The following is a 24,584-nucleotide window of genomic DNA, read 5'->3' on the forward strand; positions in this document are numbered from 1 at the left end:
TTGCAACGTGTGATGAAGCCGAGATTCGCAGGCACGTGGAGCTGTCGTTCATGGTGAAACCCGAAGAGGCTGGCGCAAGTCCCTCTCTCTATTCCTTGGCGCATCTGACGCTGATCGGTTGTACGCCGCCCGAGCTGGTCTATATCGCCGCCCGCGCCGGTTACGATGCCGTCAGCCCCCGATTCATTCCGATGCATGTGCCCGGTGAATTCACTCAATCTCCAATCGACAAGGCACAGGTGCATGCCACCAAAACTGCTCTCTCTACCACTGGCTTGAAAGTCCTCGATGTCGAACTTGCGCGCATCACGGAAGATGTCGATCCCCGCAGTTTTGAGCCTTCTCTTGAGATCGGTGGGGAATTAGGCGCTAAACGCATGATCATGAGCGCGTGGACCACTACCCGCGATGATCGTGACTTCCTGATCGACGTCTATTCTGAAACCTGCGAACTGGCGGCGCCCTACGGGCTAACAGTGGACTTGGAATTCCCAAGCTTCTCTCGCTTGCGCACTCTGGATGAGGCCCTGGATATTGTTCGCGCCTCTGATCAACCGAATGGCGGTATTCTGGTCGATACGCTTTATCTGCATCTCAGCCGCGTGGATTTGGGAGAGCTTCTGCACGTCCCCTCGGAGTTGTTTCACTTCCTGCATATCTCCGATTGCCTGCCCGGGATCGCCGATACGCGAGAGGGCATGATCCAACTGGCCCGCGATGCGCGGCTCTATCCCGGCGAAGGTTGGATTGACTTCACCGGCATCATCGAACGGATGCCGCCCGTCGACTACTCCATTGAATTACCCAACCAAAGCCGCGTTGCCGAGTTGGGATATGAAGAACACGCGCGTCGCTGTCTCAGCCACGCCAAGCGAACATTCGGCGAGGCGCGGTCACAGCGTCGTGTGCCCGATGCTGCAATTCTAAAACACCAAGAGGATCATCATGGGCAAAGAGCTCACTGAAAACGAACGCAACATGGCGGCCGATATGCTGGCACGCGCCCGCGCTGCTATGGCCGAGATCGAGGATTGGGATCAGGACAGGCTGGACCGCCTGTCTCAGGCAATTGCGTGGTACGCAGGGAACGAGAAGACCTTCACGCGTCTGGCCCAGCAAGGCGTGGACGAAAGCGGTATCGGAGATCGCGAAGGGCGTCCTGCGAAGCGATTCAAGATTCACATGGTGCTGCGTGATGTCCTGCGCACTCCATCGACCGGTATCGTCGAGGTCGATGAGGAAAAGGGCTTGGTGAAATATGCCAAACCAGCCGGTGTGATCGCGTCTCTGATCCCCATGACCAACCCCGCGATGACACCACCGGTGACCGGTGTCTCCGCCGCGAACGCCCGGAATGCGGTCATCTTCAGCCCGCATCCGCGAACCGCCCATACCACTTTCGAAATGGTCGAGGTCATGCGTGCAGCTTGTCGTGCTGCAGGTGCCCCCGAGGACTTGTTTCAATCCATTCGCAAACCGTCGATCCCATTGACGCAACATCTGATGGAGATCTGTGACCTGACTTTAGCGACGGGCGGCAAACCCATGGTCAAAGCGGCGTACAGTTCAGGGCGTCCAGCCTTTGGTGTAGGGGCGGGCAATTCGTCCATAGTCATAGATGAGACAGCCGACTTGGACATCGCCGCTCAGAACACACGCATTTCGAAGACGTCCGACTTTGGCTCGGGTTGTTCCGCCGACGGTAACATCATTATCCAGCGTTCGGTCTACCACAATATGATCAAGGCGCTTGAGGCCGAAGGCGGGTACCTGTGTTCGGACGAAGAGAAGGCCATGCTCGAAACGGCCATGTGGGATGAAAAGGGAAACCGTACGTTCCCGACCATCGCCTGCCCACCTCAGCAAACGGCCAAGGTCGCCGGTTTTAGCATCCCCGAAGATCGCAAGTTTCTGATGGTTGAAAATCAGGGGCAAATCGGCCCGCAGCACAAGTTCTCAAAGGAAAAACTGACCACTCTGATGGCGCTTTATCACTTCGACACGTTCGATGACGCGCTGGAAACGGTCAGCCAGATCTACAACACCGGGGGCAAGGGCCATTCCTGCGGTATCTATAGCCACAATGACGATCACATCGACCGATTGGCGCGTTTGGCTCCGGTCAGTCGCATGATGGTTCGACAGCCTCAGTCCAAGGCCAATGCGGGTGCCTGGACCAATGGCATGCCTATGACCAGCAGCCTGGGCTGCGGTATCTGGGGCGGCAACATAACTAATGAAAACGTAACCATGAAACACATGATGAACTACACCTGGGTCAGCCGTCCCATCCCAGAGGATCGCCCCTCGGAGCCGGACTTGTTCGGTGAGTTCTACGGACAGGAGGTCGCGTGATGGACGGAGCTAAATTGGAAGGCAAAACCGTTGCTGAGCACATCGTCGATTTCCTTGAGCGTCGTGAGGTCAAACATGTGTTCGGTCTATGCGGCCACACGAATATAGCGGTTCTGGCCGCGCTGGCGGAAAGCCCCATCGATTTCGTCACCGTACGGCACGAACAAATAGCCAGCCACGCGGCGGACGCTTATGCCCGCGTGACGGGCAAGGCCTCGGTGGTGCTGTCCCATCTCTCCCCGGGGCTGACCAATTGCGCCACCGGGGTCGCCAACGCCGCACTGGACTGTATCCCGATGGTCGTGATCGCGGGTGACATTCCCACGCATTACTACGGTAAACACCCGCACCAGGAAGTGAACCTTCACGCAGATGCTGCCCAGTGGGAAATCTATCGCCCCTTTGTCAAACGCGCTTGGCGGGTGGACCGCGCAGATTTGATGGCTGAAATTCTGGAAAAGGCGTTCCATCTCGCCGAAAATGGTCAGCCTGGCCCCGTGTTGGTCAATGTCCCCATGGACATCTTTTCGGAGGTGATCCCCTCGGACAGCTTTGACCGTATCCGCGACAACACGCGCGCGCTCAAGAAACCGTCGATTGACGACGAGACAGCGCGAGAGATTGTCGAAGCCTTGGCGAAGGCCGAAAACCCAGTCGCTTATGTTGGGGGTGGTATTCTATTGGCACAGGCCAGCGAGGAGTTGCGAGAATTTGTTGAACATATGGGCCTTCCAGTCGCGCATTCCCTGATGGGTAAAGGCGCGTTGCGAGACGACCATCCGCTTGTGCTGGGAATGACCGGGTTTTGGGGCACCGAATTGGTCAACCAGTCCTGCTTGAATGCGGACTACATCTTTGCCGTGGGCACTCGGTTCAAAGAGGCCGATTGCTCCAGCTGGTACCCCGGCTATACGTTCAACATCCCCGGTTCCAAGGTCATTCATATCGACATTGAACCGCAGGAGATCGGCCGGAACTACCCCACCGAGATCGGAGTCGTTGCTGACGCCAAGGCCGCTTTACTAGTCCTCAACCGGGTCGCCCGCGAGATGTATCCGGACGGCTTCAAGCGCCCCGTGCTGGAGCGGAAGATCGCTGACTTTCGGACGGACTTCAAAGCGCGCAACGTGGAAATGGCGACCTCGTCGGCCTTTCCGATGATGCCTGAGCGTATTCTGGCAGATACCCGCAAGGCACTGCCTGAGGATGCCATCATCACCACGGACGTTGGGTGGAACAAGAACGGTGTCGGACAGCAATTCGATATCCTGACCCCCGGCTCAATACTGACCCCGGGCGGGTTTGCTACGATGGGTTTTGGCCCGCCGGGAGCGATCGGCGCAAAACTGGCAGCACCTGATCGAGTCGTACTAAGTTTGGTTGGCGATGGTGGATTCGGTCAAAATCCGTCGATGCTGGCAACAGCGGTCGAACTTGATTTGGGTATCATCTGGTTGGTTATGAACAACAACGCCTTCGGAACGATCGCTGGCCTTCAAAAAGCGCATTACGGTTTGACCTATGGAACCACGTTCCCCGGGTCAGCCGCCGCACCCGCAAACGGACCGGGCTATGCCGACATAGCGCGAGCCTACGGCGCGGAAGGGCACAGGCTCAGCGCTGCGGACGAACTGTTGCCCGCACTGGAAGCGGCAATCGCCAGTGGCAAGCCAACCGTGCTGGATGTGCCAATGATCAACAACCCAACACCAACAACCGGGCATTGGAATATTCTCGACATCTATTCGCCAGACAGGGATGTTTCGCACGTTGCAACCTAAAGCAATTTAGAGTGTGCGATCCGGCTATGCATACGGCTTTTGCCCGTATCTGTTAAACAGAAGGGCAATTGCCGCTGTGCGATGGTTTCAGCTTGATGGAAAATCTTTGAGTCGCAAATGGCAAAACCCGTGCGCCCATCAAAAATCGAATGACTCAAAATCAATGACTTAGCTGTCGATAAATGGCAATACTATGTGTCGCCCGACACTCTTTGTCAGGCGACACATAGTTCTGCCACCAGCGACAGAAACTTGCCATTTTCGCCTCACTTCCTTCATCCAGCACCTAGACCGATTTCAATGATCCTGACTTCCCTATTGGGAAAATCAGGGCTGATTTGCAGATCAGACGCCGAAGGCGCCTGTTCCTGCTGATCTGCCACGTGGCGAACGCGGATGGGGGCGAGGCAATGCTATTCGACAATAGTGGTGCGGCCCGCAGGCTCAGCCGAGGACACGGTGTTGTCTAATAGGGTTGCCCGAGGGGGAAGGCAGCGCCTTGAGCCCGGTCGCGATGTGATCGAACTGCCCATTGAGGGCGATTGGGACATAAACGGTTGGGATATTCGCAAAGCACTTGGTTTGTTGATCAAACCTAACCCTGTGATGTTGGAGTGGTTATCCAGTCCTATCAGGTACAGATGGAATGACGCAGTCTGTGAACGGCTGATTGCCTTCGCAGCCAAGACGACCTACGGCGAATCTTGCCTGCACCACTATCGCAACCTGGCACATAAACAGTGGGACAAGCATGTTGGTGAGAGCCAAAAGGTGAGCTTCAAAACGTATTTCTACATACTGCGACCCGCTTTGGCGATCTCGTGGATCAGGCAGATACCCCAAACGCCGCCACCGATGAACCTGCATGATCTCATTAAAGATCAGAACCTGTCACCCAACCTAGTGGAACACATTGACCGGCTGTTAACGTTAAAAAGCAAAACCAAGGAAATGGGCCGTGGACAACGCATAGCGATCGTTGACGATTTCATACAAGATCAAATGGCGTGGGCAGCCGTGGTGAAAAAGAACGAAGATTGCCTCGACCTCATGGCCGAGGGTAATAGCTTGCTGCGGTACATCGTTAAGGAAAATGCCACGGCCTAAAATGCCAATAACGAAGGCATGTGACAGCAGATCGGGCGTTCAACGAGAGACCGGTGCATATAACACCCGAACTGCGATGTGCAGGGGCTTTCTGCTATTGTATTTTTTCCAAGAAATCAAAACCGGACCCAAGTGCAGCGTGCGGTGAAGGTTCCAAAGGAGCCCATTGTGTTCGATGCTGCGCGAGACCCAAATTGCAGCGATGCGCAGAAAACCGGCTTTGCAATGTCCTGTTTACACCCCTTGACCCAGCCCCCTTGGCTAATGCTATCGAACCACCTCAGAAGACGATCCGGGTTCTTAGACCGAACAGAGTGATACTATCCTCAGTGGGGTCCAGCAGCGGGTCAGAAATGAACTGCAGTGACGGCGTGATCTGCAGTCCAGGTGAGATTGAAAAACGGTAGAATGCTTCGAGCGTGAACTGGTCACCGTCTATGCCTCTTGCCTCGGCCCAGTTCAGGCCCAGTCCCGCCAAGTCGGTATTGCGACCATAGTAGCCCAGACCTGCAGAGAAGGACCGGTCATAAAGCGCTGCGGTCCCCTTTGAGGCCCCAGCCCGCAAGAACGGCATCCACTTATTGTCAACAAACCAAGCTGCAGAAAACGCAGCGCCGTAGTCTTCCGCTCGGCTGCCATCTTTGGCCGCATCCGCGTGCCAGAGGGTCAGATGGACATTATCGAAATAAATGCGATCAAAGCCGGACGTGTACCCAAGTTCGAGTGATTTGAAGAGATTGCCGTCGCTGAAAACATCGAAGTTTGGATCAGACGGATCGGCATTTGCGTCTGCAACGCTCGCGACAGCGTAGAAGTTTTCGCTCAGCTTGATCCCACCGGCAATACCAAGGCCCGGGTTGGGCGCGTTTAGTGTCGGGTTAGTACTAAAAGACAGGTTTTGGAAACCACTGTAGGGGCTTACCAAACCATAAACGTCCAAAAAGTCCGTTACATCAATCTGCCCGAATTGCAGCGTCCACGAACCGTTTTCGGCCCTTTGGGTCCAGAACAGATTGGTCAGCAGCAAACCGCTATCGTTGAAGGCTGTCCCGGTGATCGACAGCGCTCCGCCATCCAGCCCAAGGAACTGCGGGGCCACATCGGTATAGCTGTGCCGGTCTTCGATCTTGAATGTCAGGGAACCCCGTTCAGTTGCCTGCCAATTCCCGTAGAAACGCGCAATTCCGCTGGCCGCTTCGCCGGTTCCCAGGGCAGCATTAGTGGTTTGGCCGAGTGCTAGGTAATCAATATTGAACCGAAACCCACCCTCAGCCAGCCGATCTTTCCACTGAAACCAACCGGGTGCGATGTTGCGTGGAAAATCGGAACGATATTGTGGGTCGGTGAGCCCATCTCCGGGCTGAAGATCAGCTTCGACCGAAGAGGGCCCCGACAGTCCTTGCGCCGAGGCAGCGCCAGCAACAGCGATACTCAATGCGGCAACCAGAAGTCTTATCATTCAGACCCCTTTGCCCCGCCGGTCTTGCGATTTCCCGCCGCGCGGATGCGATCAGCTGCGCGCTGCTTCCATTCCAGCCTGTCTGCCTCGGTTTCCAGCGTTTCGACACGTTCCGTTTCCAACTGGAAAGTCGCATTCATAGGCATGAGGCCATCCACAACCAACATATTCTGAACAGTAGGATCGATAGTCAGCATACCCGTCAGCCGAACGGGTTCATGGAAATAGCTGGGCGCCCAGTCCCCGTTCAACCGCACACGGATCATCTGGTTGGGCGGAGGAGGAGGCATGTGACTGCACATTCCGCGTTGCGGCACTAGATACGCGACTGGCCGACCGTCCGGATCACTCGGCGCGGGAATGGCGAAGCCCGCCAGTGTGACTGTTTGACCATCGAATTGTGGATTTCCGTTTGTTCCAGCCTTTCTTCGACGTTCCGTCACGACCTCTCGCTGGTCGAGTAGCCAGTCGACATCAATCCCATCAGCCGCCAAGGCATCCTCAGTCTCGGTCAAAAGCATTTGCCACTTTTGCCGCTCTTCTTCGCTGCCACGATCCTGCTGCAGCCTGCCTCGCAATCGAACGACGTAGAGAACATCGTCAAATTGTTCAGGGCTGAGATCACGGTAGGGGTCTTCAAAGACCTGCGCAGATGGGTCTGGCAGGTCGGCCCAATCTAATGCAGTTTCAGGCGTCGCCAGCGCAGAATGCCCACAACAAAAAAACCCTGCGAATACTACCCAGCGGAACCAATGGTGCATAAATACTCTCCGGCTATTTAGACAGCTCAATCCAGTGTGTTTTTGTAGATAACGCCATCCTTCATGATCAGTCGAATCGTATCAGGGCTTTCAGGCCTCGGGTCGGCACCGAACCACTGATCACCCGTACCAACTACCGAGAAATCCTCGAGCGGGTTACCGTCGATCAGCAGGATATCCGCATAGGCGCCTTCTTCGATCACACCCAGTTTCCCAGCGGTATACGGGTTCATGAAGTCACCTGACAAAGCGACCACCTCGCCGCCTGTCGATGTCAGCGTGACCATGGATGTGTAGGGCCCGAAAAACTCGTTGTTCAGGTGCTTCTCGTAGGCAATCTGGATATTGCACGCCTCAACCGAACCAACGCAGTCGGTCTGGAACCCTCGCTTCACCGGGCACTCCTTCATATTGTCGATGTAGCCCGCAAATGTGGCCGAGGCAGATTTGGCTTTGGCAAGGCTCGAAGGGACGTTTGCCACCGCCGGAATATCAAGCAGCCCGGGATCGAAGGCCGTCAGGTTGGTGGTGATATACGCCCCTTTTTCGTTCATGACCTGGGCAATTTCGCAGTCAAACGAAAAGCCGTGTTCGATTGACATCACACCTGCATCAAGCGCACTGAGGATCGCTTCCTTGCGATAGGAATGCGCCATGACATAGCTGCCATACTCATTGGCCACTTGCACGGCGGCCCTGATTTCCTCGGGCGATCCGGCCAGTAGTTGCCATGGGTCAAAGGCCGAAACGACACCCCCGGATTGCATGAACTTCAACTGGGTCGCACCCATGCGGAAATTGTTGCGCGCGAACCTGTAGACGTCGTCCACACCGCTCACCTCCTGCGCCAAGTTCAAACGGCTCATGTTGGTCTCTGAACCTGGTGGAGCGGTGAAATTCGCGAAGTCAGCATGACCGCCGCGCGTTCCGATAAATGCACCGGACGGAAAGTAACGTGGACCGTCAATTTGGCCTGCGTCAATTGCGCGACGCAACCCGCCATTGGCTCCACCCGCATCCCTGACCGTGGTAAAGCCCTGCATCAAATACATCTCGGCCATCCGCGCACCGTGAATGGCAAAGTCTTCCCACGTTGTGTTGGCTTCCATCGCAGGCAAGGTTGGCCCCATCAGCATCAGGTGCGCGTGCAGTTCGATAAACCCGGGGGTCAGTGTCCGCCCCTGTCCGTCAATAACTGTGGCATTGGGGGCATCGATCGCATCGGTTGATACGGCCTTAATCAGGTTGCCCTCGACCAATACACTGGCATTCTCGATACGCTGTTCATTCACGCCATCGAAGATATGCACGTTGGTAAACAGCGTTTGGGGTTCTTCCTGATCCTGAGCTTGCGCAGACGATGCAAGAAAGAGACCTGCAGCGACAATTGCCGCCGAGCAAAGAGACATTCGCAGACTCGCCATAAGTACTCCCTTCATATTCATGTTTTGCCAACTGTAGCCCGGAAAGTTTTGCTTCGGTTGCCAGTTTCGTATTAGGATGTTCGAATGTGACTGAAAAAATGGCCACTGATCACAGCATTTGATCTTGAAAGGCTGACGAGATTGCCGTTCAACTCCACCTCTCAAGAGCATAGCGAAGGCTTCATTCGCCTCGCGCTAGCAGCTCCGTTTCTGCAGTATCTCACCGACCGCGAGATCGATCCGCAACCAGCCTTGGATCAGGTCGGCTTGAAGTCCGAACTGTTGTCTGACCCTTCCGTCTATGTCCACTCAGAGCTGGTCTACGGTCTGCTAAATGCCTTCTCGGACTTGTCAGGGGACCGATACCTTGGCATGAATGTAGGAGAGACTTTTGACCTGCAGGAATGGCCTCCATTTGCTCAGGCCTTGCAATCAACAAATTCGCTGTTTGAGTTTTTTACCCGCTTTGTTGGGCTTGTCCCGCAGGAGTCCAATTCCGTGCGGCACAGCCTAGTCATTGAAACAGACAAAGCGACCTATCGTATCGAGAGACAACAGGAACCCGCTGTCCCACCCATTCAAGTGACCGGTTTTGGTGCCGCAATCTATGTACGCCTTTTGCAGACCGTCGTCGGAGATGCCTGGGAGGCTTCTCGTGTGCGTTGGGAAAGCAGATATATTACTGGTCTGCCTATCGACTACAAAGGGATCGAGGTCGGCCTTGGGACCGACCCAGGAATGCAAATTAGTTTTCCGGTGGAATGGTTGTTTCTGCATCATGCCTCTGAGGGTTCTGCCAAACCCGTTGCCTCGGCTCGACAGACAGAAGAAGTCACCGTGGTGGCCGCTTTGCGATCCGTTTTATGCGACAAGCTGGATGAAACCGAACTGGGGCCAGAGGTGGTGGCCGGATTTCTGGGGATACAGCCGGAACGGTTTCTGAAAGCGCTTCAACAACAAGGCACGACGTTGCCACGCGAGATCAAACGGCTACGTATCGATGTCGCCAAAGAGCAACTCAGAGATGAGAAGATGACAATTGCGGAGATTGGTCTGATGCTCGGCTACTCCGACAAGTCCCATTTCACTCGCTTTTTCCGAGGTCAAACCGGAATGACACCGACCAAGTTCCGAAGCAAGTAAATGTGGTCGAGCCAAATGAATGCTTCGAAGATGAGGTCCTCGTCGGATCAGTTCGGAGCAGTTGTAAGGCGACTTTGAACAGATTAGCCGACGACCTGCATGGTTGGTTGCCACTTCCGATACAACCTTTGCAACTGGACGTTTCGTTGTGTGGTTGAGTTTTACAATGCTTGGTAGCGATCGTCCGCATTGGCCTGACTACGGTCCTTTGGAGTAAAAATGCGGATAGCCGCAATGTCCGCGAGGCAGCCTTTCGTACTTGTTCCATTGAACGGCCATCACTCAACCAGAGATCGCTTCACATAAAACCGCTTCAGCGATGTTCGCGGTTTGCAATGATCTGGTTAATCATCCATTGGTTGCAGCAGCGTGCCATTCGAGACCTCGTTCGGCGACGACCGTAGTGCGGACAAACATGCCGCTAACACTTTTCGGGCGAACGGTCGCTTTGTGCGCTCTGCGACCGAGGTAACAACACCCTGGGCGGAACGTGGTATATCTCTGCAAATGAAAAGATTCACGTAGAGGGGATGAAAGCTGAGCTTCATAGCCAAAATTCTTCCATTGGAAGCATTAGTACAATGGTAGTGCGGCCCAGTTGATGCACGCCGTTGGGCGCTCTGAGTCTACCGCCCGAACCTGCGCTACTCTGATCCGGTGCTGGCCACGTCGTTTTCGAAAGTACTTTGGCCTCGCGAGTTCACATCTACTTGCTCACAATTTCTATAGTGTACTCGCGACGAGCCCTTGCAGGCGGAGACGGAAAGGGAGCAGCTGCGCGCACTTGTGACAATGCGATCTGATCCAAACGTTTTAAACCTGAACTGCGGGTGATGTTAGCTGACAGCAACTCCCCACTGTCAGCGATGCGAAACGTCACCAGAACGGTGCCGCGGATGTTCACACTTTTGCGTCGCGCGCGAAGGATCTTGCGTTTGACTTTCCCCGCGTAATTGCTTGCATCGGCATTGCCCGTGGCCGAGGCCGTGCGGGTTGTCTTTTCTGCAGCGACTTCTCCACTGGCGGCTTCGCCCGTTATAGTGCCTTTCTTCCGAGTGCGCTCGGCATTTCCTGCCTTCGCAGCGGGCCGGGAAACGCCCTTTTCCTCAAATTCTGGGTTTTGGATGGGTGCCGTTGCGGGTTTGCGTGCTGGTTCTGTCTCGGGTTGCTTGGCTTGGGTCACATCGGGCTGGCTGGGCTTCTGAGAAGCCGTTGCCGTCAACACTTGTTTTGAGGTAGGCGCGACCTGTTTCGTCAGGGATTTTGCTGCCTTCGTTGTTTGCACCTCAGGGTCTGCTCGTTCAGTTGCTTGATCAGGCTCTACAGTCGCTTTCCGGGCCTTGATCGGTGCGGATGCAATGGTTCCGGCAGAGAAATCATTAAAGGACGTTCCAAGCGCCGAAGCTTCGAACGAACCACTACCGTCGATCTGTACAGTCGCTTGAGGGCCAAAATCATGCAGTGCCAGACCGTGCGTAGCTGCCGCCAACAGGAGTGCAGTTGCGGCCATGGCGCGGGATTTGGGGATCATTGCAGAGCCCTTTGAGTCACCACAAAGACTTTCTTTGTGCCAAGACCCCGAAGGGCATCACTGACCGCTTTCAACCGCACCGCTGGAAGCACGCGGTCGGGAACCAAGCGCACGGTATCCAGCGGCAAGTCAATCGAGGCGCGTTCAACATAGGCTTCGACATCCGTAAGCTCGGCCCCGCGATACTCGAGCACACCATCGGCACGGATGACCAGCGCATCTGGCGGCTCGCGCCCTTCAAGGTCCCGTGTTTCGACCAATTGAACCGAATTGCCAAGCGGTGGGGCAAGGGTACCCGCAATCATAAAGAAAACGAGCATCAGAAAGACCACATTGATCAGGGCGATTGTGGGCTCTCGTGTTTGCCTCGCTTTTGGTTTCAGTTGCATTATCCGATCACCTGCGTCCGCAACTGCGCCACGCCGTTCAAAGTCGTCAGCAGGTCAATTAATTGTTGCGAGGTCGCGTTCTGGCCGAGACTGATCAGTGCCATCTGTTTGCTGGTCCCGTCGAACAGCGCAGCTACGGCGTCCAGAGACACTTCGGTCCCGTCGACCAGAAGACGATCCTGTTCTAGCTTCACAAAGCGGATCGGGATGTCTTGGTCAGACTCTCCTCCCGAAGCAGTGGAGAACTCGATCTCGCCGAATTTCGAGAAGGTTGAGGTGAGCATGAAAAACAGCAACAGCAAAAAGACGACATCGATCAACGACGTCATTGATAGGCGTTTGCGCCGTTTGATGCGGGTCTCAAGTGCCATGGGCGAGGGGGGCATTGGGCATGTCGGCTAGGGGGTTTTCCGTGCCGTGTCCTGGGGCGAAGACAGTACGCAAGGCGCGGTTGGCGAAGATGCGTTCGCGCGTCATGCGGGCCTCGAACCAAGTCAGGATTAGCGAAGTCGGCATGGCGACGGCCAATCCCGCAGCCGTTGTCAGCAGAGCAACCCAGATTCCGCCCGCAAGCAGCGCCGGGTCTACCGAGTTGCCCGCGCCCTGTAGGGTTTGGAAGGCTTCGATCATACCAAGAACAGTGCCGAACAATCCCAATAGCGGTGCAAGCTGAGCAACCGTGTCCAGCACGTTGAGGCCCTGTTCAAGCCCGGCAAAACGCGCTTCGGCCTCGGCATCGACGCGCTCAGACAGCGCGCTGCTATTTTCACTTAACGACATCGCAATCACCGGGGCCAGGTAGCTTCGGCTTCTATTCAGATGCGCCATCGCAGCGGCCCGTTCCTGACGGTCCCAGGCTTCAATTGCCAAGGACAGATCGAGGTGACGACCCACCCCGGCAGAATTGTATTGCCACAGTTTGTAGAAGATCAGCGACAAGGTTGCGACCGAAGCTGCGATCAGGATCGCAACAACCGGCCCGCCGAGCGCGAGGATATCCGTCAGTCTCTGAATGATCGCATCCATTAGTTTATCCAATCATCTCGGTTTCTAGGCGGCTTTTGAGGTTCAGGTTTGACATGCAAGCATTCTCGGGGTCCCCTTGATGCGCACATTCTTGTGCGCCGTTGATCAGGATGCGGGTGATCTGGTTGCAGGTCATTCCATCGAATTGAAATTGACGAACCCGAGGTCGTCCTGCGGGCAGATCCTCGAAATCCAGAAGCGTGAGCAGCGCAACCTCACCTTCCGCGCCAAACAAGACGGTTTCGTAGACGGCACCCTCGATATCAGCGTTATAGGTGTTCTCGACCAGAAAGCTGAGCAGGCAGCTTTGGTCTCGTTCTTCCGCAGAACTGAGCTCAATCGATACGCCACCGGATTCTTCAGCACAGGCAAGCCCCGCCCCCAGGATTGGGAGCAGGGCCAACTGGACCAACCGAGCATTTCTTTTCGACGCTATTCGCATAATTGTTCCATTCTTGTCCTGCATCAGAAGGTTTTGGCCACGGTCAGCTTGAAGTTCCGGCCCGGTGCATTGCGCGTGGACAGGTTCGGCAGATAACTTTTGTCGAAGATGTTCTCGATACCGGCACGAACTTCGAACCCTTCAAGCGCACCTTCTTGCGGGAAATAGGAAGCACGCAATGTGTTCACGCCATACCCGGCAACCGGAACGCCCGAGGAATCAAAGCCAGATCTGGCTCCGAACAGTTCCCAGCTCACGTCCAACGTCTCACCAAACCGCTTGCCGAACGTGATCCGCGCCGAATCCGCCGGTTCGTTGCGCCAGCGAGACTCCTCGCTGTTTTCGTTTGTTTCGGTGCCGCTTACGACGTTGGCGTTAAAGTCGATGTAGAACCCGCCTGCGTTCGCGTAGGATGCCTCGATTTCGACGCCGCGCGTTTCGATCTCATCCAAAAGAACAGAGGCTCCGGTAATCGGGTTCGACTGACTGTACGACGTCACATCCCGCAAGTTGGTGTCGTAGAAATTCACCTTGGCGCGCACGATGTCGCCCTCGGCAAAGATATCTCCGCGATTGAACGAAAACCCTGCTTCCCAGGTACGGGATTTCTCGGGCTGGGTCATAAACGCCGGGGTGCCGAGGTCGTCGATGATTGGCAGGCTTTCGGTGTAGGCGCCGCCCCCAAAGATTGCGAAACCGTTTGCGAATTCGTACCGCGCCGACAGCCCCCCCATCAAAGCGTCGTTGTCGTAGCTCTCATTGAAAGGCGCTGTATCGCCATCCCCTTCGATATCTTGCGTTTCGTAGCGCAGCGCCGGGGTGATTGTCAGTTGATCGCCAATCTGAATGTCATCAACAGCAAACAATGCGACACGCCGATCTGTGCCACCCGGTGCCGAAGGGGCATCCAGACGTTCGCGATCAATGAACTCGATCCCGGCCCGCAGATCGTGGGACGCAATGCCGGTTTGGAAATACGAGGTGTTCTTTATTGTCAGCTTAGTGGTTTCGTAGTTATGCGTTGCGTCCGCCAGCGCCTGAATGCTTGGGAAGAACGGTGTACCCTCAAGGCTGGAAGAGCCAGAGACATAGCTGCTGTCGATGGACTGTTCGGAATAGCTGAGGTTCACGTCCAGATCGATCAGATCATTGTCCGCTGGCCGGTATTGATAGCGCAAGATGCCAATCCGGGTTTCAATGTCCCGATCTACATTGCCAAAGGCATCCGCAGTTGTACCAAAAGAGTCATAGGGCACGTCCCGCTCTTCCGAAGTCGATTGGTTCCAGGACGCAGTGATCGAATGCTCAAGGCTGTCACCGAAGCTGTATTTCCCCTTTGCCAATAGCGAAGGCAGAGTAAAGGCGCTATTGCCGATTGTTTCACCATCCCCGTCTTCCTGATCGTCCTGATCGCGATAGCTGTAGTTGAACAGAAACTCCGTTTGCTCATTCGGCTGCCACGCCAGGATCGACGACGAAGCGAAACCGTTGCCATTCGAATAGCCTTCCAGCGTCTGACGGAACCGGAAGCCGGGCTCACCACCGGTGAAGTCCGATGCGTCTTTGGTTTCCAACTGAACCACGCCGCCAACAACGCCCGAGCCGAATTCGAACGACCCGACGGTGCCACGGATCACCGACACGCTTTTGTAAAGCTGAGGGTCGGTGAAGAGTTGGTTGCCGATCCTATACAGCTCTTCCGAGCCGGTTGTTGCCCCGTCGATCAGAATCAGAAACTTCTGGTCGGTGCCGAAGGTACTGTTGGCGCCGAAGCCCCGGATGTTGATGCCAGACCCCTGCGGTGTCGAGCCATTCACCAGAGTCACACCAGGCACAGTGTCGATCAGTTCCGCAACCGTGTTGGCCTGACGGTCATTGATCTCTTCCTGATCAATGTTGGTAATCGGTACTGCGGTGTCGGTCTGTATTTCCCGTTTGCTTTCGCCCAGCTCAAGAGTGCCCAGGAACCCATCATCCTGTTCCTGCGCCCAAGCGGTCGCTGCGATCAAACTGAGGCAAGAGGCGGTGCCAAGCAGGCCCACCTTTCGAATTGAAGCACGCATATCTGTCCCTTCGAGTGGTTTGAGGACCGGAGGTGCTTGCAGTTCGCTGGCTAAGGTCAGTCTTTTTGGTGTTTTTTGGAATCGCCTTTCAGCGATGACTTGTGCTCATTAATAAAGCTTACTAAAATAGTCAACATATTTCCGTGACTAAAATTGCAGTCACTGCCAGCGGGCCAATGACGCGATCATGGGCCGGGCCAGCGCCTCACAGAACCACTCGAAGATGGGAAATCCACTATGGAACAGGTGCTTATGGCCCCTCAGGATATTCGTGCTGCCTATGCAGAGAAGGCGGGCAAACGTGATCGCGATCTGGCGGAATCACTTGGTTTGTCCGAAGGCCAGCTTATCGCAGCCTTTGCAGGACAAGGCGCAACCCGGCTGACATCCGACTTGGATGCGCTGTTTGGTCAGTTGAACGGGTTGGGAGAGGTTATGGCGCTGACTCGCAACCCGTCCTGCGTGATCGAGAAAGTCGGGCAATACAACAACTACCACCCTGGCGCTCATGCCGCGATGGTCCTGACCCAAGAGATTGACCTGCGCATGTTCCCCAGTCACTGGGTTCATGCCTTCGCGGTCGAGCGTGAAACGGATTCCGGAACACGCCGCTCGATTCAAGTATTTGATGCGGCCGGAGATGCGGTTCACAAGATTTTTCTGCGGGACGGCTCGGATCTGGATCACTGGACACATCTGGGCCAGACGCTGGCCGCGGACGATCAATCCCAGACGATGACTGTCGAGCAGCGCAAACCAACCGAGGCACCTAAGGCCAATCCGGACAAGGCTGAAGCTCTGCGCAATGAGTGGGCCAAGATGACGGATACGCATCAATTCCTGCGCTTGACATCTAAGCTCAAGATGAACCGGTTGGGGGCGTATCGTATTGCCGGTGCGCCTCTGGTTCGGGCGCTTGACCCAGACACAATTCCGCGAATGTTCGAACAGGTGCGCGACCAAAGGCTTGAGGTCATGGTCTTTGTCGGCAATCGCGGTTGCATTGAAATCCATGGTGGCCCAGTCAAAACCCTGAAACAGATGGGACCTTGGTTCAACGTGCTGGACCCGGATTTCAACCTGCATCTGCGCACCGATCATATTGCCGAGGTCTGGGCCGTCACCAAACCCACGCAACGAGGACCCGCTGTTTCAGTTGAAGCGTTTGACGCTGAAGGCGGATTGATTTTCCAGATATTCGGTCGACGCGCCGGCGATACTGACCACCGCCCCGCCTGGGATGCGCTGGTCGCCGGGTTATCCGATGCGGCCGATAAAGGGGTGTTGTAATGCGACGGCTGCTACCTCTCTGCGCAGCTGCCTTGCTTTCCGCTACTACCTTAGATGCTGAGGAAAGGCGCGTGATCGCCATCGGTAGTTCAATTACCGAGATTATATATGCTCTCGGGCAGGAAGACCAGCTTGTAGGCCGTGATCGCGCCTCAACCTACCCGGCAGATGCGATGGATTTGCCCGATGTCGGCTATCGGCGCGCCCTATCACCCGAAGGCGTGCTGTCGGTCGCACCCGATCTCATCTTGGCACTGGAAGGCTCAGGCCCGCCAGATGCCATTTCGGTGCTACAAGAAGCCGGTGTGGAATATGTCACTATCGATGATGAGTTTTCCCGCGACGGAATTATAGAAAAGATTCGCGCGGTCGGCGCAGCTTTAGGCGTTGAAGCCGAAGCCGAAGAGTTGGCTACAAACGCTGCGCAACAATTGGAGCAAGCGCAGGAAAGTGCCTCGGCGGCAGCGGGTGCAGACCCATTGCGCGTTTTGTTCATTCTTTCGGCACTGGATGGTGAGATCACCGTCGGTGGGAAAGATACTCAGGCAGATAGCATTATCAGATTGGCGGGCGGCGAAAACGCTGCGGCAGGCGTTAGTGGCTTCAAGACCATGACGCCCGAAGCGTTGGCTGTCACAGCGCCTGACGTGATCTTGATGATGGAAAGGCAGGGCAATCATGCAACCCCGGACGAAGACTTGTTCGCGCTGCCCGCAATCCAACTGACCCCGGCCGGGCAAAACAAAGCCCTTATCCGCATGCAGGGCGCTTATCTTCTGGGCTTTGGCCCGCGTACTGCAGCGGCAATTTCAGACCTATCGGCGGCGTTGCAATACGCGAGTGGATCATGACGCTGGCCTTGGACCACGGCGCTCCGATGCGCGCCGACGCGCGGAGGATTAGGGCCCGGCGTGTGACGCTGTTTCTAACTGTCGTTCTGACCGTAACCAGTGTGGTCAGCGTCTCGGTCGGGGCGTCCGAAGCCACGCTGACGATAGCAGTCTTGGATTTGCTTCATGGGCGCGAATTGTCAGACCTGAACCGGATCATTCTGTGGGACATTCGCTTGCCCCGTCTTGCGATGGGCATACTTGTTGGCGCGGCGCTGGCAGTCTCGGGCGTCGTGATGCAAGGGCTGTTCCGCAATCCGCTGGCCGATCCTAGCATCGTCGGTGTCAGCGCGGGCGCAGGGTTGGGCGCGATTACAGCCATCGTCTTTGGTGGCCTGCTGCCTGGCGCAGTCCTCGCGTGGGTAGGCGATGGGCTGATTGCCGTCGCGGCCTTTTTGGGGGGATGGGCGTCAGTCCTGATCCTCTATCGTGTTTCCACGCGCCAAGGGCAGACATCGGTCGCCACCATGCTGCTTGCAGGCATTGCGTTGGCGGCTTTGGCCGGAGCGGTATCCGGCGTGATGATCTACGTGGCTGACGATCAGCAACTCAGAGACCTCACTTTCTGGGGTATGGGCTCGCTGGCTGGTGCAACACGGGTAAAGGTTGCAACGGCTGCCCCGATTATTCTGGCTGCACTTATATGCACACAGTTTCTCGCCCGTGCCCTGAACGGCTTAGCGATGGGTGAGGCCATTGCCCATCACATGGGTATTTCAGTCCAGCGAAGCAAAAACGTCGCGATCCTGGCGGTTGCTGGGGCAACTGGTGCCGCCGTTGCCGCGTCGGGTGGCATAGGCTTTATCGGAATCGTGGTGCCGCATCTGCTGCGTCTCAGCACTGGACCAGACCACCATCGCTTGCTGGTGAATTCAGCTCTGCTGGGGGCCACGCTGCTGTTATGCGCAGATATGATCAGCCGCGTGATCGTCGCTCCAGCGGAGCTACCAATTGGGATCGTGACCGCAATCCTTGGCGTGCCGGTGTTTTTCTGGATCCTGCTTCGACGCCACGGCTCAATGGGAATGTAAGTATGAAAGCTGAAAACATACGCTTCCGCATCGGAAGCAAAGAAATCCTGAAAGGCGTGGATTTTAAAGCAGAGCCCGGGCAAGTCACGGTCATCATCGGCCCGAATGGATCCGGCAAATCGACTTTGCTGAAGGCACTGTCGGGAGAAATCCAAAGCTCCGGCAGGATCTCATTAAACGGCCACGACATCACGGCACTAAAGCCTTGGGAATTGGCTGCCATACGAGGCGTTCTTCCGCAGTCAACGACCGTGGCTTTCCCCTTCACTGTGCATGAAGTCGTCAGGCTTGGGCTGGCAAATGGCTTGGCCGCCGAGGACGACACGTTGCCGTCTCGGGCATTGATGCAAGTTGACCTCGGCGGCTTTGAGACGCGGTCCTACCAGAACCTATCTGGCGGTGAGCAGCAACGCGTTCAGCTAGCGCGTGTCCTGACACAGGTATGGGACACCAGGGATCAGGATCAGCCCCGCTGGTTGTTGCTGGATGAACCCGTTGCAAGCCTGGACATCGCACATCAGTTCATCGTTCTGCGCATCGCGCGGGACTTCGCGGTCAAAGGCGGAGGTGTCGTCGTAGTTATGCACGATCTGAACCTGACAGCTTTGTTCGCCGACAGTGTTTGCATTCTGAGCGAAGGGAAAGTCTGGTCATCAGGTACTGTGTCGGATGTTCTCAACAATGAGACGATGCAGCAAGTTTACGGTATCGACTTGCCGATAAACACGGTACCTGCAGGCGGGATGCCATTTTTTCTGCCGCAGGCAATGATCTGAATTGGATGGTCCGTCCGTTTTTCCTACCGAGAACAATAACGTGAGCAAGATACCAATGGGTCCGGTGAGTAGGGTGACAGCTCATTGCTGCCATTCGCAATTGGTGAAGCACCTGACAATCTGGGATCATTCCGAGCCTTCTCCGCACTTGAGACCAATGGCGGCTATTGGGCTGCTCTGATGTGATGGAAAACCTTTGAGTCGTAAAAGGCAAAACTAGTGTGCCAAGGAGAATCTTGTTGACCCAAAATCAATGGCTTAGTGGCGAGGCAATGGCAAAACTATGTGTCGCCCCACACTCTTTGTCAGGCGACACATAGTTCTGCCACCAGCGACAGAACCTTTCCATTTTCGCCTCACGTCCTTCATCTAGCACCTAGACCGATTTCAATGATCCTGACTTCCCTTTTGGGAAATCAGGGCTGATTTGCAGATCAGACGCGGAAGGCGCTTGTTCCTGCTGATCTGCCACGTGGCGAACGCGGATGGGGGCGAGGCAATGCTATTCGACAATAGTGGTGCGGCCCGCAGGCTCAGCCGAGGACACGGTGTTGTCTAATAGGGTTGCCCGAGGGGGAAGGCAGCGTCTTACCCCTGACGGCCAGAGGCGTTTGGCTTGTCCAAATCCTGCTGGCCCCAAAACAAGTGCGGCGGAGTTGGCTGCGCCGTTACTTTTGTGCCAGAACACTTTGCTTTTCTAAAGAATGGGCGGAAAATGGACCTTCGCTGCGTTTGCCAAACGGCATGCTTCTCGGCGCGGAAGCGGACATTGATGACGAGGCGAAGTATCGAAGTCATTCAGTTTAGGTTTTAGTGTGCCCGTCCGTTGAACCCGGCCTGTTGGGTTTGCGCTTAGGCTGTTACGCTGCTTGGGCAGCGTAACGCCAGGGGAGGAGCTCGTCGAGGCGTGTGATCTTATGATCGGCGATTTGAGCGAGAACCCAAGTGAGCCAGGCTTGCGGATCGACGTTGTTGAGCTTTGCGGTCTCGATCAGGGTGAAGGCGATTGCCATGGCTTTGCCGCCACCCTCGGAGCCTGCGAACATCCAGTTTTTCCGACCGATGGCCACGGGTTTGACGGCCCGCTCGGCTGTGTTGTTATCCAACTCCAGGTGGCCATTCGTAAGATATGCCCGCGCCTTTGGCATCCGACCAAGGGCGTAGCGGATGGCCTGGGCCAGTGGCGATTTGCCGGAGATTTTGGGCAGCTGCGCGTGCAGCCAGTCTTCCAGTTCATTGAAGATCGGCTTGCGCCAGAGGCTGATGCGTCCGCTCAAGAAGCGATGTTTTTGCCGATTGAGATCGAGGCTGGTGTTACCCGCGAACCTCGGCCCATCGACGTGCCAATGCCGTCTCCATCTGCCTCTCTGTCGGCCAGCCGAGTGGACATCACTTTGTCGGACGGACGGCGCATCTTGGTTGAGGGCCCGACCGCGCTTTCAGCCGTGGTCAGCCTGGTGCAAGGTCTGGCGGTTTGATCCCGGTTCCCAGCAACACGCGGGTCTGGCTTGCGGCGGGGTTTTAACACGTTGGCCGCGCAGACCGAGAAGGTTCTGGAACTTGACCCTTACTCCGGCCACCTGTTCGTTTTCCGTGGACGACGTGGCGATCTGTTGAAGATTATCTGGTGGGATGCGCAGGGCGCGTGCCTGTTCAGCAAGCGGTTGGAGAAGGGTCGGTTTGTTTGGCCCGCTGCGAAGGACGGCAAGATCAGCGTCACGCCAGCACAGTTGTCGATGCTGCTGGAAGGGATCGACTGGCGGATACCGCAGAAGACCTGGCGCCCGCTGAAGGTTGGATAGACCAATAAATACGAGGCTTTGAGCACTTTCGGGATTCACGTTTTGTCCCCGATCCGGTATGGGATCAGCGATGCTGAAGGACCTCGATATCACACCAGATGACCCAGAAGAACTGCGGGCTGTGAACCGTCTATTGGCGGATGAGGTCAAGTCGCAGGCCCTGATGATCGAGAAGCTGAAGCACCAACTGGCGGGCCAGAACCGTCATCGGTTTGGTGTGCGTTCCGAGAGCCTGGATCAGCTCAATTTGACCTTCGAAGAAGATGAGGCGATTGCCGAGGCCGCATCTGAACAGACGCAACCTGAGACGTCGTCCGCTGAAGACAAGCCTCCGCGCCAGCACAGCCGCAAGCCGTTGCCGGACCATCTGGACCGGCATGAAGAAGTGCTTTCGCCTGGCGAGGACTGCACCCGCTGCGGCGGCAAGCTGAAGACGCTTGGCGAGGATATCACCGAAGAACTTGAGTATGTGCTGGGCCGCTTTGTGGTGAACCGCATTGTCCGCCCGCGCAAAGCCTGCGCCTGCTGTGAGGCGATTGTTCAATCCCCTTTGCCGTCGCGCCCCATTGAGCGTGGACGGCCGGGTCCGGGCCTATTGGCGCATGTCCTGGTCAGCAAATACGCCGATCATCTTCCTTTGTATCGCCAGAGCCAGATCTATGCCCGCGAAGGGATCGATCTGGATCGCTCGACCATGGCCGACCGGGTTGGCCGGTCAACGGCGCTGTTGGAACCACTGGCCGATGAGATGGGGCGGATCGTCCGGCGCGGCGGCGCGCTCTTTGCGGATGATACGCCCGTCAAGATGCAGGCGCCGGGGCAAAAGAAGACCAAAACAGCGCGGGTCTGGACTTATGTGCGTGACGAGAGGCCGTGGGCAGGACAATCACCGCCATGTGCCTGGTATCAGTTCACGATTGATCGCAAAGGCGAACATCCCGTCAGTCACCTCGCAGGCTACAAGGGGTGGGTCCATGCCGATGGATACTTCGGCTCCAACGGATTGTTCGGGCATTACAAGGCAGATGAGATGGCCTGCATGGCGCATGTCCGCCGCAAGTTCGTGGATGTCTTCGCCTCCCAGGGCAACGCCATTGCCGAGGAAGCGATCCGGCGGATCGCGGAACTCTATGCCGTGGAGAAGGACGCACGGGGTAAATCCCCCGACGCACGTGTCGCGCTACGGCAGGCGCGCGCAAAACCGCGGATCCTTTAGCCATTTGAAAATAAGGTTCGCATTGACCGCATAGCGACGCGCCACCTGCGCAACCGACATCCCCGGCGTAACCGCCTGCGCACAAATCTCGCGCTTCTCCTCATCCGCCCAAAACCGCTTCTTCCGCCTGCTCATACCCGTTCCCAAGCACGGTACGGGGACGTTTGCGTTTGTAATGGGCCATGTCATTGGCCTTTCATGCAGTTTCTGAACTACATGGCACCCTCCATCGGTTGGCTCGTTGGTTTTGGGCTGGGCTCGGATAGACGGCCGAAAACGCAGCCGGTCTGAATATCGGACTGGGCGAACAAGATCAATGGGGCGGGAAAAAGCCGCTCAATGTGGTGTTAGGTGATTGGGCCGGTAGGCTGTGGACGGACGGACCACTCAACCAGAGATCGCTTCACATAACACCCGTACTGCGATGTTCGACTTTTGTTACAGTGTCGCCAAACATCCGTGGGTTGCGAAATCCCGGACGCTGTGACGGACCTTCAGCGCCCGGATTGACGTTAAATTTCTAACCGTCATCCCCACTGTCGGCGAGTGACCTGTTCAAAGCCTCGAACAGGAGACGCTTCTCGCGGAACCTCGGCCATCACCTGTTTTGTGCAACAAAGCCAGGTTTGCTGTTTTGCTAAGAAGCATTGAATTAGGATTCATGCCGAGGGTCATTGATCAAGACACGTCAAACTTATGTCCTCCGGGGTCTTGTATTACGGCCCTATAGGGTCGGGCGAACGGGCCGCTTTTCGAAGCTACGGTTGCTGTAGGATCCTTCAGCTGTTTCGGATTCGGAAAAATACCATATTTGTGAGGACTCAAATGGACCGCAGGTTCTTTACACTTGCCGGATTCGCTTCGCTTTCAGCGATGGCTGCACCAGCGCCTTTCGCTAAAGAAAGTGATCAGACGGGTTGGCAGATCGCTGATCAGACAGGCAATCAGCTACGGCAGGCTCATGGCGGGATGGCTGCACCTGGCACCCCTGTCAATGACCGAACACTATTTCAAGTGGCTTCATGCTCTAAGACAGTGACCGCTTTGGCGGTCTTTACGCTGGTTCGGGATGGGCATGTCGAACTCGACGCTCCAATAAACGGATACCTTAAACGGTGGCAACTCACGGGTCCGCGAAGTGGCAGAACAACAATTTCGGATCTGTTGTCGCATACCGCCGGGACGAACATTCATGGTTTCATGGGGTATGGGGTTGATGATGAAATCCCAGGTCTCATCGATATTCTGAACGGACAACACCCAGCTATTTCTCCTCCTGTTCACACGGAGCGTCGGTTTTTCAAACGCTTCGACTACAGCGGCGGCGGGACAACAATTTTACAGTGCCTAATCGAGGATGTAACGGATGTAAGCTTTTCCGACTATGCGTCGTCCAACGTCCTGAACCCGATCGGTGCAACTAGGGCAACATTCGATCTTGAACCGCGCAGGCCTCATGCGAATGGGTTTCTAGAGGACGGACAGCCGATACCGGGTGGTTTCGTCCGCCATCCCGAAAGTGCCGCCGCTGGTCTGTGGGCCAGTGCAACAGGTTTGATCAAGATCATGCGTTCGATTATTGTTTCGCTAAATGGAGACAGCGCTGCCTTATTGCCTTCCAGCTTAGCCAGACAAATGATCACGCCGGTGGCACCCGGTGTTGCACACGGCCTTTTTGTAGAACCGGGGAAAACGATCGGACACGGTGGTCGAAACGAAGGGTTTGATTCGGCGATGATTGCCGATTTGGTGTCAGGAAGGGTTCGCGCCGGAGTGACGAACCGCAACGGCCAGATGCAGCGCATTTTAGACGCTGATCACGCAATACACGGGCGTGACTGAGCAATCATGCAGGGCTCTGACCTGGCGCATGCCTCCTTGATTTGAGCGCCGGGTTTGCCGACTCCCTGTGATTGATGTGGAAAGGTGTTCTGATGCCCGGTAGCGCTTCCATGCCCCGAGACACTCCCTGTGACAGAACGCCGATTAGCATCAAACTAGACGGAAATTTGAGCGCCTGGTCCTAGGGTCAGGATGCATTGATTTCCAACGCGCAGCATGATTCACGGCTCGGAAAACGGAGCGGTGATATGAGCGA

General features: G+C 56.0%; 21 protein-coding genes and 3 pseudogenes. 13 read left to right on the plus strand and 11 right to left on the minus strand.

Features of this window, described 5'->3' with window-relative positions; genetic code table 11:
- Nucleotides 1–50: 50 nt before the first annotated feature.
- From AC2FFE_RS18775 to AC2FFE_RS18790, 4 genes are all read left to right on the plus strand, one after another.
- Nucleotides 51–965, plus strand: coding sequence for a sugar phosphate isomerase/epimerase family protein (locus AC2FFE_RS18775; protein WP_170717160.1), 915 nt, complete (start codon nucleotides 51–53; stop codon nucleotides 963–965).
- On the plus strand, nucleotides 946–2,355 hold the full coding sequence (locus tag AC2FFE_RS18780; protein ID WP_496847372.1) for an aldehyde dehydrogenase family protein: 1,410 nt from the start codon (nucleotides 946–948) through the stop codon (nucleotides 2,353–2,355). Before AC2FFE_RS18775 ends, AC2FFE_RS18780 begins: the two co-directional genes overlap by 20 nt.
- Nucleotides 2,355–4,136: a thiamine pyrophosphate-binding protein gene (locus tag AC2FFE_RS18785; RefSeq protein ID WP_496847373.1), complete on the plus strand. Its 1,782-nt coding sequence runs from the start codon at nucleotides 2,355–2,357 to the stop codon at nucleotides 4,134–4,136. Before AC2FFE_RS18780 ends, AC2FFE_RS18785 begins: the two co-directional genes overlap by 1 nt.
- A gap of 396 nt (nucleotides 4,137–4,532) precedes the next feature.
- Complete coding sequence (locus tag AC2FFE_RS18790) at nucleotides 4,533–5,243, plus strand: DNA polymerase beta superfamily protein (RefSeq protein ID WP_496819230.1); 711 nt, start codon at nucleotides 4,533–4,535, stop codon at nucleotides 5,241–5,243.
- Nucleotides 5,244–5,523: 280 nt separating this feature from the next.
- Here AC2FFE_RS18790 and AC2FFE_RS18795 read toward each other — a convergent pair whose 3' ends face one another.
- Genes AC2FFE_RS18795 through AC2FFE_RS18805 form a run of 3 tightly spaced genes read right to left on the minus strand, consistent with a single transcriptional unit; the run spans nucleotide 5,524 to nucleotide 8,887 of the window.
- Nucleotides 5,524–6,702, minus strand: a complete 1,179-nt coding sequence (locus AC2FFE_RS18795) for a carbohydrate porin (RefSeq protein WP_496847374.1) — start codon at nucleotides 6,700–6,702, stop codon at nucleotides 5,524–5,526.
- Nucleotides 6,699–7,463: a DUF3299 domain-containing protein gene (locus tag AC2FFE_RS18800; protein WP_496847375.1), complete on the minus strand. Its 765-nt coding sequence runs from the start codon at nucleotides 7,461–7,463 to the stop codon at nucleotides 6,699–6,701. Before AC2FFE_RS18800 ends, AC2FFE_RS18795 begins: the two co-directional genes overlap by 4 nt.
- A 26-nt stretch (nucleotides 7,464–7,489) precedes the next feature.
- Nucleotides 7,490–8,887, minus strand: a complete 1,398-nt coding sequence (locus AC2FFE_RS18805) for an amidohydrolase family protein (protein ID WP_496834260.1) — start codon at nucleotides 8,885–8,887, stop codon at nucleotides 7,490–7,492.
- A gap of 141 nt (nucleotides 8,888–9,028) precedes the next feature.
- On the opposite strand from AC2FFE_RS18805, the gene AC2FFE_RS18810 reads away from it, so the two are divergent.
- Nucleotides 9,029–10,030 (plus strand): helix-turn-helix transcriptional regulator, encoded by a 1,002-nt coding sequence (locus tag AC2FFE_RS18810; RefSeq protein WP_496819234.1) that lies wholly within the window; start codon nucleotides 9,029–9,031, stop codon nucleotides 10,028–10,030.
- Nucleotides 10,031–10,736: 706 nt separating this feature from the next.
- Here AC2FFE_RS18810 and AC2FFE_RS18815 read toward each other — a convergent pair.
- The 6 genes from AC2FFE_RS18815 to AC2FFE_RS18840 form a co-directional block, all read right to left on the minus strand.
- Entirely contained in the window at nucleotides 10,737–11,540 is an 804-nt protein-coding gene (locus AC2FFE_RS18815) for an energy transducer TonB (RefSeq protein WP_496819235.1), read from the minus strand.
- Nucleotides 11,541–11,557: 17 nt separating this feature from the next.
- On the minus strand, nucleotides 11,558–11,950 hold the full coding sequence (locus AC2FFE_RS18820) for an ExbD/TolR family protein (RefSeq protein ID WP_496819236.1): 393 nt from the start codon (nucleotides 11,948–11,950) through the stop codon (nucleotides 11,558–11,560).
- Nucleotides 11,950–12,321, minus strand: a complete 372-nt coding sequence (locus AC2FFE_RS18825; RefSeq protein WP_496819237.1) for a biopolymer transporter ExbD — start codon at nucleotides 12,319–12,321, stop codon at nucleotides 11,950–11,952. Before AC2FFE_RS18825 ends, AC2FFE_RS18820 begins: the two co-directional genes overlap by 1 nt.
- Nucleotides 12,311–12,976 carry a MotA/TolQ/ExbB proton channel family protein gene (locus AC2FFE_RS18830; RefSeq protein WP_496847376.1) on the minus strand — a complete coding sequence of 222 codons (666 nt, stop codon included), beginning with the start codon at nucleotides 12,974–12,976 and terminating at the stop codon, nucleotides 12,311–12,313. Before AC2FFE_RS18830 ends, AC2FFE_RS18825 begins: the two co-directional genes overlap by 11 nt.
- Nucleotides 12,977–12,980: 4 nt before the next feature.
- On the minus strand, nucleotides 12,981–13,379 hold the full coding sequence (locus tag AC2FFE_RS18835; protein ID WP_496819239.1) for a hypothetical protein: 399 nt from the start codon (nucleotides 13,377–13,379) through the stop codon (nucleotides 12,981–12,983).
- Nucleotides 13,380–13,441: 62 nt separating this feature from the next.
- A complete protein-coding gene (locus tag AC2FFE_RS18840) occupies nucleotides 13,442–15,481 on the minus strand; it encodes a TonB-dependent receptor domain-containing protein (protein ID WP_496847377.1) in 2,040 nt (679 codons plus the stop codon).
- 237 nt (nucleotides 15,482–15,718) lie between these two features.
- On the opposite strand from AC2FFE_RS18840, the gene AC2FFE_RS18845 reads away from it, so the two are divergent.
- The 4 genes from AC2FFE_RS18845 to AC2FFE_RS18860 all read left to right on the plus strand — a co-directional run bounded on the left by AC2FFE_RS18845 (nucleotide 15,719) and on the right by AC2FFE_RS18860 (nucleotide 19,468).
- Nucleotides 15,719–16,771: a hemin-degrading factor gene (locus tag AC2FFE_RS18845; RefSeq protein ID WP_496819241.1), complete on the plus strand. Its 1,053-nt coding sequence runs from the start codon at nucleotides 15,719–15,721 to the stop codon at nucleotides 16,769–16,771.
- 71 nt (nucleotides 16,772–16,842) lie between these two features.
- Nucleotides 16,843–17,622, plus strand: coding sequence for a heme/hemin ABC transporter substrate-binding protein (locus AC2FFE_RS18850; RefSeq protein WP_496819242.1), 780 nt, complete (start codon nucleotides 16,843–16,845; stop codon nucleotides 17,620–17,622).
- Entirely contained in the window at nucleotides 17,619–18,692 is a 1,074-nt protein-coding gene (locus tag AC2FFE_RS18855; protein WP_496819243.1) for a FecCD family ABC transporter permease, read from the plus strand. Before AC2FFE_RS18850 ends, AC2FFE_RS18855 begins: the two co-directional genes overlap by 4 nt.
- Nucleotides 18,693–18,694: 2 nt before the next feature.
- On the plus strand, nucleotides 18,695–19,468 hold the full coding sequence (locus AC2FFE_RS18860) for a heme ABC transporter ATP-binding protein (RefSeq protein WP_496819244.1): 774 nt from the start codon (nucleotides 18,695–18,697) through the stop codon (nucleotides 19,466–19,468).
- An 860-nt stretch (nucleotides 19,469–20,328) separates the two neighbouring features.
- Here the strand turns inward: AC2FFE_RS18860 and AC2FFE_RS18865 are convergent.
- Nucleotides 20,329–20,718: pseudogene (locus AC2FFE_RS18865) on the minus strand (IS66 family transposase); the annotation flags it as partial.
- Nucleotides 20,719–20,751: 33 nt separating this feature from the next.
- Between AC2FFE_RS18865 and AC2FFE_RS18870 the strand changes: the two are divergent.
- From AC2FFE_RS18870 to tnpC, 3 genes and pseudogenes are all read left to right on the plus strand, one after another.
- Nucleotides 20,752–20,946 (plus strand): hypothetical protein, encoded by a 195-nt coding sequence (locus AC2FFE_RS18870; RefSeq protein ID WP_496819245.1) that lies wholly within the window; start codon nucleotides 20,752–20,754, stop codon nucleotides 20,944–20,946.
- Nucleotides 20,943–21,270: pseudogene (tnpB, locus tag AC2FFE_RS18875) on the plus strand (IS66 family insertion sequence element accessory protein TnpB). The gene AC2FFE_RS18870 and the pseudogene tnpB overlap by 4 nt, the downstream one beginning before the upstream one ends.
- A gap of 70 nt (nucleotides 21,271–21,340) precedes the next feature.
- Nucleotides 21,341–22,474, plus strand: a pseudogene (tnpC, locus tag AC2FFE_RS18880) (IS66 family transposase); the annotation flags it as partial.
- Here the strand turns inward: tnpC and AC2FFE_RS18885 are convergent.
- Complete coding sequence (locus AC2FFE_RS18885) at nucleotides 22,451–22,675, minus strand: transposase (RefSeq protein WP_496819246.1); 225 nt, start codon at nucleotides 22,673–22,675, stop codon at nucleotides 22,451–22,453. The pseudogene tnpC and the gene AC2FFE_RS18885 sit on opposite strands and share 24 nt — an antisense overlap.
- A 636-nt stretch (nucleotides 22,676–23,311) precedes the next feature.
- Here AC2FFE_RS18885 and AC2FFE_RS18890 point away from each other — a divergent pair.
- On the plus strand, nucleotides 23,312–24,328 hold the full coding sequence (locus AC2FFE_RS18890) for a serine hydrolase domain-containing protein (protein ID WP_496847378.1): 1,017 nt from the start codon (nucleotides 23,312–23,314) through the stop codon (nucleotides 24,326–24,328).
- Nucleotides 24,329–24,584 lie beyond the last annotated feature (256 nt).

Source organism: Ruegeria sp. YTSA168 (assembly GCF_059610045.1).